Consider the following 10,972-nt stretch of genomic DNA (forward strand, 5'->3'; position numbering starts at 1 on the left):
GGGTGGGGACTACTCCCACTCGATGGTGCCCGGGGGCTTGCTCGTGCAGTCGAGGACGACGCGGTTCACGTCGGGGACCTCGTTGGTGATGCGGGTGGAGATCCGCGCGAGCACCTCGTACGGCATGCGCGTCCAGTCCGCGGTCATGGCGTCCTCGGAGGAGACGGGGCGCAGCACGATCGGGTGGCCGTAGGTCCGGCCGTCGCCCTGGACGCCGACGCTGCGGACGTCCGCGAGCAGGACGACCGGGCACTGCCAGATCTCGCGGTCGAGGCCGGCCGCGGTCAGCTCGTGGCGGGCGATGGCGTCGGCCTCGCGGAGCAGGTCCAGGCGCTCCTTGGTGACCTCGCCGACGATGCGGATGCCGAGGCCGGGGCCGGGGAAGGGCTGGCGCTGGACGATCTCGTCGGGCAGGCCGAGCTCCTGGCCGACCATCCGGACCTCGTCCTTGAACAGCTGGCGCAGCGGCTCGACGAGCTCGAACTCGATGTCGTCGGGGAGGCCGCCCACGTTGTGGTGGGACTTGATGTTGGCGGTGCCGGTGCCGCCGCCGGACTCGACGACGTCCGGGTACAGGGTGCCCTGCACGAGGAAGGCGACCGCGGGGCCGTCCTCCTGGAGGATCTCCAGCTGGGCCTGCTCGAAGACGCGGATGAACTCGCGGCCGATGATCTTCCGCTTGGTCTCCGGGTCGGAGACGCCGGCGAGCGCGTTCAGGAAGCGTTCCTGGGCGTCGACGACCTTCAGCTGCACGCCGGTGGCGGCGACGAAGTCCTTCTCGACCTGCTCGGTCTCGCCCTTGCGCATCAGGCCGTGGTCGACGTACACGCAGGTCAGCTGGGAGCCGATGGCCTTCTGGACGAGGGCCGCGGCGACCGCGGAGTCCACGCCGCCGGAGAGGCCGCAGATGGCGCGCTTGTCGCCGACCTGCGCGCGGATGGCCGCGACCTGCTCCTCGACGATGTTGCCGGTGGTCCAGGTGGGCTCCAGGCCGGCGCCGCGGTAGAGGAAGTGCTCCAGCACCTGCTGGCCGTGCGTGGAGTGCATGACCTCGGGGTGGTACTGCACGCCGTACAGCTTCTTCTCGTCGTTCTCGAAGGCCGCGACCGGGACGACGTTCGTCGACGCGGTGACGGTGAAGCCCTCGGGCGCGGCGGAGCAGGCGTCACCGTGGGACATCCACACCGACTGGTTCTCGGGGGTGCCCTCGAAGAGGGTGGAGCCGGCCTTGGAGACGGCGAGCGGCGTACGGCCGTACTCGCGGGCGCCGGTGTTGTCGACGGTGCCGCCGAGGGTGACCGCCATCAGCTGGAAGCCGTAGCACATGCCGAAGACGGGGATCCCGGCCTCGAAGATCGAGCGGTCGAGCTGCGGAGCGCCCTCTTCGTAGACGGAGGACGGGCCGCCGGAGAGGATGATCGCCTTGGGGTTCTTGGCGAGCATCTCGGCCACGGGCATCGTGCTGGGCACGATCTCGCTGTAGACCCGTGCCTCGCGGACGCGGCGGGCGATGAGCTGGGCGTACTGGGCGCCGAAGTCGACGACGAGAACCGTGTCCGGGGCGCTGTCGTGGGCGGCGGAGGGTGCTTCTGGCACGGGGCGGCCTTCCGGCGGAAGAGGTGGCTGTTTTGTCGATTCTACCGGTGGCGCCGGGCCCCGGTTTGTCGCACCATCCGAGGCCCACGTCTCACGATCCGGGCCGGGTTGGCCCGGGAGGCGGTGGGCGGCCATAATCCACACCATGCGCAAGCAGCTGAGCTTCCTCTTTACCTATGGCACCGGCCGGTCCGGTCGCCATGGGTCCTCGTGATGCTCGCTTGAGCCGCTGACTTCCCAGAGCGCCCCGGTCCGACAGGACCGGGGCGCTCTGGCGTTTCCGCTCCTGCCGGCACGACCCACAGGAGTAAGAACATGACCGTGACCACCACCCCCGCGCAGCTGATCGCCGAGTCCCGTGAGCGCATCGACGCCATCGACGACCGGATCATCGGCCTGATCCAGGAGCGGATGGCCGTCTCCACCGTCATCCAGGAGGCCCGGATCGCCTCGGGCGGGCGCCGCGTGCACCTCTCGCGCGAGATGGAGGTGCTCGCGCACTGGAGCGACGCCCTCGGGAAGCCGGGGACCACCCTCGCCATGACCCTGCTGGAGCTGTGCCGCGGCCGCGTCTGACGCCCGTTCGTCACTCGTCCGGGCCCGTGACCGGCCCCGGCGGTCTTCGTTGGTGTGGATGGCCGCGTCAGCCGGGCGCGGGACCGCAGCACCACGCGTGGCTCCGCGGGAGCGATGAGGCGCACGGGACCTCCGGAACGTGCGTCGTGGGACCTCGCTCCTTCGCGTGACCGGACGGCAGGGGATAGCAGCCCGGTCACCCCGGAAAGAGGACGGCCGGCCAGGGGGACGCCCCCGGCCGGCCGTTCTTCGTTCCGTGCGGCTACGCGTGCTTGCCGGAGCGGCGGCGCGCCCCGATGTAGAGCGCACCGCCGGCGGCCACGGCGCCGAGCGCGCCCAGCGCGATCGGGCCGACCGTGCTGCCGGTCGAGGCCAGGTTGCCGCGCGCGCCGCCGCCGGCGGAGACCGACGAGGACGCGCTCGCCGAAACCGACGCCGAGACCGAGGCGGACGGGGACGGCGAGGTGGAGGCCGAGGCGGACGGGCTCGCGCTCGCGCCGGCCTTGACGTCGACCGTGAACGCGGCCGTGTTGTTGCCCGCGACCGGGTCGATGGCGTGCAGCCTGGTGCCGGCCGCGGCCGGCTCGCCGACGGTGACCGAGCCCTTGGCGTTCGCGACCGCCTTCTCGATCTTCAGGGTGAACGTGTGGGTGTACGGGGCGCGGACGTCCGCGAGGGTCCCGCCGTCGCAGAAGTAGCGCGGCGCGCCGGTCTGCTCCGTGCGGTCGCTGCCGTCCGCGTTGACCGCGCGGCAGCCGCGCGGCACGTCGGTGACCCGGACGCCGGCCGGCATCACGATGTCGGTGCGGGCCGCGCTCTCGCCCGACCGCACGTGGTCGATCACGGCCGGGCCTTTGTTGCGGAAGCCGAGCGCGGCGGTGACCGTGTCGCCCTCCTTGCCCGCGGGCGAGGCGGTGACGGCCTCGAAGTCGGCCGTGGCGCCCTTGGCGGTGACGTCGAACGCGCGCTGGTTGTCGTCCGGGTTCAGGTCGGTGTTCCCGGTCCGGCCCGCGCCGGGGACCAGGTGGGAGTCCGTGACCGGCACGGCCGCCGGCGCCTTGACCAGCATCAGCCGCTTGCCGGTGGCCGTCTTGGCCGCGGGCGCGTCCCGGGCGGGCGCCGGGTCGGGGACGAACCCGTACCGCAGCGAGTCCCGGTAGGCCCGCTCGGTCGTCTTGAGGTGCAGCGGGGAGTCCGGCGACAGCCGGTACGACTCACCCGGCAGGAACTCGCCCTCGACGAGGCACACCGTGGTGGAGCCCGTACCGCCGTGGTCCTGGCGGCTGCAGTTGTCGTACGTCTCCACCGGCTCCAGGCCGGCCGTGGCGTCCAGTTCCAGGGCCACCGACCGGGCGGCCAGGGTGCCCCGGTTCGCGAAGGCCAGCGGCAGGTCCTGCTGCTCGCCGGCGGTCGCCTCCGCCTTCGGCTTGACCTCCCCGACGTGCAGGTCGGGGCCGCCGACGGTGAGCTTGGTGGTGACGGGCGTGACGCTCGCCCCGGCCACCGCGCCCTTGACCGTGATCTCACCGCTCGCGCCGTTCTTGCCGCCCTGGGCGGCGGAGACGAGCAGGTCGATGCCGTTGCCGCCGGTTCCGGCGGACAGGCCCTGCTGCTTGCAGACGATCGCGGTGGCGCTCGTCGTGCAGTTCGGCCGGGGCTTGGCCGGGTCGAGCCGGACCGATGCGAGCCCGGTGGCCCCGGTCAGGTCGACGGTGAGGGTGAACTCGCCGGGGAGGCCGGTTCCGGCGGCGGCGGGGTCGAGGTCGTAACGGAGGCTCCGCTCCTTCGAGGTGCCCGAGTCCGGGTAGGGCTGGAGCACCTGGGCCGAGGGCCCGCTGAGGGGGATTGCGGGTTCCGCGGCGAGCGCGGGGGCGGCTGCGCCGAGGCTCAGCGTCGCCAACCCCGTAGCCGCCATGAGGGAGATGCGCTTGTCCATGAAGATCGAGACCGCCGAGGGAGGGTCACAGTTGCCCCCCTGGAGGGGTGACGGGCATCACATGCAACCATCCGGACTGATCACCTGTCACTTAGGTACACGGCGGCGGGGTCTGCGCTCGGAGGGGGAGCGCATAACCCGCCGCCGGTACGCGTCCCACGCGGTCACGGCTTCTTCGGAACCTCCGGCACCGGCAGCAGCAACGGCAGCCGCAGCGCGCCGAACGCCTCCTTCGGGACCGCCGGACGGACCGGTTCCACCGCTGCCAGGCGGACGTAGGCCGCGCCCTGCTCCGGCCGCGGGTCCTGCTCGCCCCTGTTCGGCCAGTACGACATCGCCCGCTCGGCCTGCGCCGTGATCGTCAGCGACGGGTTCACCCCGAGGTTCGCGGAGACCGCAGAGCCGTCGACCACCGAGATGCCCGGGTGCCCGTACAGCCGGTGGTACGGGTCCACCACGCCCTGCTCCGCGGAGGCGCCGATCGGACAGCCGCCGAGGAAGTGCGCGGTCAGCGGGGTGCCCATCAGCTCGCCGATGTTGCTGCCGGCGAACCCGTTGATCTCCTCGGCCAGCAGGGTCGCCGCCTCGGTGGCCTCCTTGATCTGCACCGGGTTCGGGGCGCCGTGCCCCTGGCGGGCGGTGAGCAGGCCCTTGCCGAGGCCGCCGGGCCTGCGGTACGTCGTCAGCGAGTTGTCCAGCGACTGCATGACGAGCCCGATGATCGTCCGCTCCGACCAGCGCCGGTTGGACAGCGAACGGGCCAGCTGCACCGGGTGCTTCGCCGTCCGGGCGAACCAGGCCCGTACCCGGTTCTTCGCGTACGGCACCTGGAGGACGGTCATGAACCCCATGGCGTTGGAGCCCCTGCCGTACCGGACGGGCTCGATGTGGGTGTCGGCGTCGGGGTGCACGGACGAGGTGATCGCGACGCCCCGGGTGAAGTCCGCCCGCCGCTCCGCGCCGGGGCCCGCGCCACGGCGCCTGCGGTAGCGGCGGTCGTCGGTCTGCGCGCCGACCAGGCCCTCCGAGTTGGTCCGGGTCAGCTCGCCGAGCCGGTCCGAGATCCGCGGGAGCAGCCCGTTGTCCTTCATCGTGTGCAGCAGCGTCTGGGTGCCGTACGTGCCCGCCGCGACGACCACGTACCGGGCGCGCAGCTCCCTGGTGATGCCCCGGCGGCGGGCGTCGGTGGGGACGGTGCGGATCCGGTACCCGCCGTCGGGGTGCTCGGCGAGCGCGGTGACGGTGGTCATCGGGTGGATGACCGCGCCGGCGCGCTCGGCGAGGTGGAGGTAGTTCTCGTTCAGGGTGTTCTTGGCGCCGTGCCGGCAGCCGGTCATGCACTCGCCGCATTCGGTGCAGGCCTTGCGGGCGGGGCCTGCGCCGCCGAAGTACGGGTCGGGGACCTCCTGGCCGGGGCGGGCCTCGCAGCCGCCCCCGGCGTCCGCTCCGTCACCGAAGAAGACGCCGACCGGGGCCATGTGGAAGGAGTCCCCGACGCCCATCTTCTCGGCGGCGGCCTTCAGGTGGACGTCGGAGGGGGTCATCGTCGGGTTGAGGCGGACGCCGAGCATCCGCTTGGCCTGGTCGTAGTAGGGGGCGAGCTCGTCGCGCCAGTCGGTGATGGACGCCCACTGCCGGTCCTCGAAGAAGGCGGTGGGCGGCACGTACAGGGTGTTGGCGTAGTTGAGCGAGCCGCCGCCCACCCCGGCGCCCGCGAGCACCATCACGTTGCCCAGCAGGTGGATCCGCTGGATCCCGTACAGGCCGAGGGCCGGGGCCCACAGGTAGTTCCGCAGGTCCCAGCTGTTCCTGGGCAGGCCCTCGCGGGTGAACCGGCGCCCCGCCTCCAGGACGCCGACCCGGTACCCCTTCTCGGTCAGCCGCAGCGCCGAGACCGACCCTCCGAAACCCGATCCGATGACGATGACGTCGTAGTCGTACGGCTCAGACACGGTGCTGCTCCCTGGCGGAGTCGGAGGGTCGACGGAGTCGGAGGATCAACGGGGCCGCAGGATCAACGGAGCCGCAATGCCTTCATGACCTTGAGGCTGCGCGTCATGAACGCCGCGTACTTCTCGTCGTCCATGCCCAGCGAGGGCGCCATCGGGAGCAGCCGCTGGTGGGCGACCGTCTGGGCCTCGGTGTACTTGAGGATGCCCTCGGAGCCGTGCCGGCGGCCGAGTCCGGAGTCCTTCATGCCGCCCATGGGCGCCTGCGCGCTGCCGTAGGCGGGGGCGTAGCCCTCGTTGATGTTGACGGTGCCGGTGCGCAGGCGGGCGGCGACGGCGTGGCCGCGGCGGGCGTCCTTGGTCCAGACGCTGGAGTTGAGCCCGTACGCGGTGGAGTTGGCCTGGGCGACGGCCTCGTCCTCGTCGGTGAACCGGTAGATCGAGACGACCGGGCCGAAGGTCTCCTCGCCGCAGACCGCCATCGGCGCCTCGACGCCGTCGAGGATGGTGGGCTCGTAGAACAGCGGGCCGATGTCGGGGCGGGCGGTGCCGCCCGCGACGAGGGTCGCGCCCTTGGCGACGGCCTCGTCGACGTGCCGCTGCACGGTCTCCAGCTGGCGCTCGCCGACCAGCGAGCCCATGTCCGCGCCGTACGCGAGGGAGGCGCCGAGCCGCATGGCCCTCGTCCGGGCGGCGAAGCGCTCGACGAACGCGTCGGCGATCGAGGCGTGGACGTAGAGCCGTTCGATGGAGATGCACAGCTGGCCCGCGGAGGAGAAGCAGGCGCGCACGGCGCCCGCAGCGGCCCTCTCGATGTCGGCGTCGGCGAGGACGAGCATGGCGTTCTTGCCGCCGAGTTCGAGGGAGACCCCGACCAGGCGGTCGGCGGCGCCCCGGGCGACCTCGCGGCCGGTGCGCGTGGAGCCGGTGAAGGAGACGTAGTCGGCGTGGCGGACCACCTCGGGGCCGACGACGGGACCCTCGCCGAGGACGATCTGGAAGACCTCGGCGGGCAGTCCGGCCTCGATCAGCAGGTCGCGGGCCCACAGCGCGGTGAGCGCGGTCTCGGTGTCGGGCTTCATCACGACGGCGTTGCCGGACACGAAGGCGGGCAGCGCGTCGCCGACGGACAGTTCGAGGGGGTAGTTCCAGGGGGCGATCTGGCCGACGACCCCACGCGGCTGGCGCAGCTCGGTGACCTTGGTGAGGGTGGGCATGGCGCCCGTGTGGCCCTTGGGGCGCAGGTACGCGGGGGCCTTGCGGCCGTAGTGGCGGGAGGCGACGGCGACGGCCTGGACCTCCTCGTGGGCGTGCAGGCGGGCCTTGCCCGTCTCCAGCTGGATGAGGTCGAGCACCTCGGCCTGCCGGGCCAGCACCAGGTCGTGGAAGCGCAGCAGTACGGCGGCCCGCTTGCGTACGGGGACGGCGGCCCAGGCCCCCTGGGCGGCGCGGGCCCGCTCGAAGGCCTCGGCGACGTCCTCGGGGGTGGCCTCGGGGAGGTCCGCCAGCTTGGCCCCGGTGAAGGGGGTGTGGTTGGCGGTGCGGCCGGAGCCGATCACTCCGCGGGTGAGCCGGGCGACCAGGTCGGGGGTCACCACGTCGGCGGCGGTGCGGGCACCGGCCGGGGCGGGGGCGACCGGGTTGGTGGGCTGCGGTGCGCTGCGGAGGGGGGCCGGGGCCTGCGAGTCCGTCATGGCGGTGAGCGTATTCCGCCCGCGGGGCTTTGGGTACCCGTCGGTAACCGGATTTTGCCATTTCCGCCAGCGATCGCTGGCGCAATGGCCGGTGCGCCCCTGCCGGGGGCCGGCTCAGCCCTTCTTGGCCGGCGGGTCCCAGCCGCTCAGCACGTTGTCGAACTGGGCGCGGGTGGTCTGCCAGTCCGCCGTCGGACCCGACATGTACACCGCGTACTCGGTGCCGTCCGGGGCGATGTACATCTGCTCGATCGCCCGGCGCGGCCCGGCGTGCGCCCCCTTCTCCGTCCAGGTGAAGTCCCACAGGGCGGCGCGGGTGCTGTCCCGGAAGGTGTTCTGGTTCAGCTTCTGCCGCTTGTAGTCCGTGCGCTGCTTGAGCTGCTTCTCCAGGTCGAGCAGGTGCATGTACGGGTTGGCGTAGTCCGGCGTCGAGTCGGAGGCGATCCGGATGAAGTGCTTCCCGTTGTCCGGGGTGTAGTCGATCTGGTCGCCGTCCATCTGGCGCTTCCAGCCCTCCGGGACGAACAGCGTGAAGCCCGCCGGGTCGGTGACCTCGGTGTAGCCCGCCGGAGGGGCCGGGTCCGCCTCGCCGTCCTGCTGGTCGGGCGCGCTCACGTTCTTGTCGGAGCCGTCGCCGTTGCCCGCGCCCCCGTCCGTGTCCCCGGTGAACTTCAGCACGCCGAAGACGGCGCCGCCGCCGACCAGCGCCGCCACCAGGGCCACCGCCGCGGCCCGCTTGATCCGGCCGCCGCTCACCGCCGGACCCGCCGGCACGGGGGACGGCCCGGGCTGTTCGGGCAGGGCCGTCGTACGCGCCTGCTCGGGCGCCGCCGGCGCCTTCGCGGCGGGTTCGGCCTGCTCCCCGGCGTCGGCGCCCGCGGTGTCGGGGTCCTGGGCGTCGGCGAGTTCCTGCGGCGTCACCGCGCGCGTGGGCACGTACGCCTGCGCCGCCTTCGGCTCCCGCCCCTCCATCGCCTCGATCAGCATCCGCTCGGTCTCCTGCGCCGAGGGCCGCTCGTCCGGGTCCTTGCGCAGCAGGGCGGTGATGACCGGCCCCAGGACGCCGGACTGCCGCAGCGCCGGCGGCTCGTCGTTGACCACGGCCTGGAGGCTGGAGATGGGCGAGGTGCGGCGGAACGGCGAACGCGCCTCGACGGCCGTGTACAGGGTCGCGCCCAGCGACCACAGGTCGGAGGCCGTGCCGGGGGTCCCGCCCGTGACTCGCTCCGGGGCCAGGTAGTCGATGGAGCCGACGATCTCGCCGGTCCGCGTGATGGAGGAGTCGCCCTCGATCGCGGCGATCCCGAAGTCCGTGAGCAGGACCCGGCCGTCCTTGGCGAGCAGCACGTTGCCCGGCTTGACGTCCCGGTGCAGGACTCCGACCGCGTGCGCGGCGCGCAGCGCGCCCAGGACGTGCAGGCCGATCCGGGCCGCCTCGGCGGGTTCGATCCGGCCGGCCGCCTTCGCCGCGTCCGCGAGGGAGGGGCCGTCGATGTACTCCATGACGATCCACGGCCGGTCGTCGTGTTCCAGTACGTCGTGGACGACCACGACCGCCGGGTGCTGGATCCGGGCCGCGGCCCGGGCCTCCTTCTGGGTCCGGGCGTGCAGCACCTCCCGGTCGGCCTGGGCCACGTACAGACCCGCCGTCAGTTCCTTGACGGCGACGGTCCTGTGCAGCAGCTCGTCATGCGCGCGCCACACCTTGCCCATGCCTCCGCTGCCGATGGGCTCCACGAGCCGGTACCGGCCAGCGAGCACCGCACCCGCACCTGTCTGCTGTTCCACGAAACCCCGCCACTCTGTGCACTTCGGGCCAGATTACGGAGCGCTCGGGGCTCCTGGAACCGTGAAGGCGCGGTTCCGGCAGCACTGTGACGCAATCGCCGTACTGATTGACCGTCACCCGCCCGCCCGGTAACTCCCCGTGGCCTTTTCGAAGACTTCGGTGACCTTACCCTCCCCGTCCTGCGGACCCGAGACCATGACGACGTGGTAGCTGCCGCCGAGCGCCACGACGAAGTTCCGGGCGACGACGCTGCGGCCGTTGCCGTCGATCCACGTGTACCGGCCGGTGACACGGAGCTGCTGGCCGACCTTCGTCGTCTTGACGTCGCCGCCGCTGGCCCAGGTGGAGGACCGGTACGGGGCCAGTTCGGGCTCCTTGTCCTTCTGGTACGTCGCCGGGTCCGGACTGCCGTCCACCTTGTCCCGGCCGGGGGCCACCGTCAGGACGTACTCCCCGTCGGTGTAGCGGACCTGCCCGGCCTCGTTCATGCCGCGCCGCTCCCACCCGTTGGGGACGGCGATCTCGAAGTGCTCCGGGTCCTGCTGGGTGGTGTAACCGGCCGGTGCGGGGGCGGGCGGCGGCGCCGACTGGGGCGTCTGGCCCGGCTTGGCGGGGGCCGACCCGGACGCCGACGGGGCCGCGGGCGGGGAGGCGGCCGGGGACTGCTGCCCGACGGGAGCCTTGGCTGCGGCGCCCTCGCCCTGCTCCCCGGCACGGGGCAGGAAGAGCAGCGCGTACGCCACCGCGCCGGCGAGCAGCGCGAGAACACCGACGAGCAGGGTCCGCCCGAGGGACCGCGGCGTGCGGGACGCGGCGGGATTGCGGTGCCGGCCGTGCAGGTCGCCGCGCCGGCGCACGACGGGCAGCCGCGCGGGGTCCGGCTCCGCCGCCGGGAGCGCCGAGAGGCCGCCGTCCGGCTCGGGGGCGGACCGTACGAGGGAACGCAGCCAGCCCCGGAGCTCCTCGAAGTCGGGGCGCTCGGTGGGGTCCTGGCGCAGCAGCGACTCGACGACCGGGCGCAGCGGGCCGCACTCCTCAGCGAAGGCCGGGGCCTCCGCGCAGACCATGTCGACGAGTTCGGTGACGCTGTCCTCGGGATACGGGGCATGGCCCTGAACGGCCCGGTACAACAGCGCGCCGAGCCCCCAGAGGTCGGTCGCCGGCCCGACGGGCGCCGCCAACTGCCAGGGTCCGGCGACGGATCCGGCCTGCTCGGGAGCCCACCGCTCGGTGACGGCCCCGACGACGGCCATCCGCGTCTGGCGGGCCCGCTCGGCGTCCAGCCCGCTGCGGATCCCCCCGCCGCCCCACCCGCCGCCGGCGGACGCGGCGCGGTCCGCCGTGCCCGGCCCGGGCCCCCCCCCGCGGGGGGGCGCGCCCCCCCCGGCTTCGGAGGCGGAGGCGTTCACGGCTACAACGCCCTGGAGGGCAC

The 10,972-nt window shown here is 73.2% G+C and carries 5 protein-coding genes and 2 pseudogenes; 1 reads left to right on the top strand and 6 read right to left on the bottom strand.

The genetic code is table 11. The annotated features are described in order from the left end of the window. Window positions 1–9 precede the first annotated feature (9 nt). Complete coding sequence (gene guaA, locus ACFXA3_RS21560; protein WP_385188975.1) at window positions 10–1,596, bottom strand: glutamine-hydrolyzing GMP synthase; 1,587 nt, start codon at window positions 1,594–1,596, stop codon at window positions 10–12. A gap of 279 nt (window positions 1,597–1,875) precedes the next feature. Here guaA and ACFXA3_RS21565 point away from each other — a divergent pair. Next, window positions 1,876–2,172 (top strand): annotated as a pseudogene (locus ACFXA3_RS21565) (chorismate mutase); the annotation flags it as partial. A 262-nt stretch (window positions 2,173–2,434) separates the two neighbouring features. Here the strand turns inward: ACFXA3_RS21565 and ACFXA3_RS21570 are convergent. The 5 genes and pseudogenes from ACFXA3_RS21570 to ACFXA3_RS21590 form a co-directional block, all read right to left on the bottom strand. After that, window positions 2,435–4,108, bottom strand: coding sequence for a peptidase (locus tag ACFXA3_RS21570; RefSeq protein ID WP_385188977.1), 1,674 nt, complete (start codon window positions 4,106–4,108; stop codon window positions 2,435–2,437). A 164-nt stretch (window positions 4,109–4,272) separates the two neighbouring features. After that, a complete protein-coding gene (locus ACFXA3_RS21575; protein ID WP_385188979.1) occupies window positions 4,273–6,060 on the bottom strand; it encodes a GMC oxidoreductase in 1,788 nt (595 codons plus the stop codon). A gap of 62 nt (window positions 6,061–6,122) precedes the next feature. Continuing rightward, window positions 6,123–7,751, bottom strand: a complete 1,629-nt coding sequence (locus tag ACFXA3_RS21580; RefSeq protein WP_385188981.1) for a succinic semialdehyde dehydrogenase — start codon at window positions 7,749–7,751, stop codon at window positions 6,123–6,125. A gap of 114 nt (window positions 7,752–7,865) precedes the next feature. Beyond that, window positions 7,866–9,539, bottom strand: a complete 1,674-nt coding sequence (locus ACFXA3_RS21585; protein ID WP_385188982.1) for a serine/threonine-protein kinase — start codon at window positions 9,537–9,539, stop codon at window positions 7,866–7,868. A gap of 114 nt (window positions 9,540–9,653) precedes the next feature. Beyond that, a pseudogene (locus ACFXA3_RS21590) lies at window positions 9,654–10,972 on the bottom strand (serine/threonine protein kinase); the annotation flags it as partial.

The sequence above is a fragment of the Streptomyces sp. NPDC059456 genome, assembly GCF_042750055.1.
GTDB lineage: Bacteria > Actinomycetota > Actinomycetes > Streptomycetales > Streptomycetaceae > Streptomyces.

Excerpts from the sequence above, each read along its gene's own strand:
- ACFXA3_RS21570 (WP_385188977.1), bottom strand. The coding sequence starts at position 4,108 with ATGGACAAGCGCATCTCCCTCATGGCGGCTACGGGGTTGGCGACGCTG.
- ACFXA3_RS21580 (WP_385188981.1), bottom strand. The coding sequence starts at position 7,751 with ATGACGGACTCGCAGGCCCCGGCCCCCCTCCGCAGCGCACCGCAGCCC.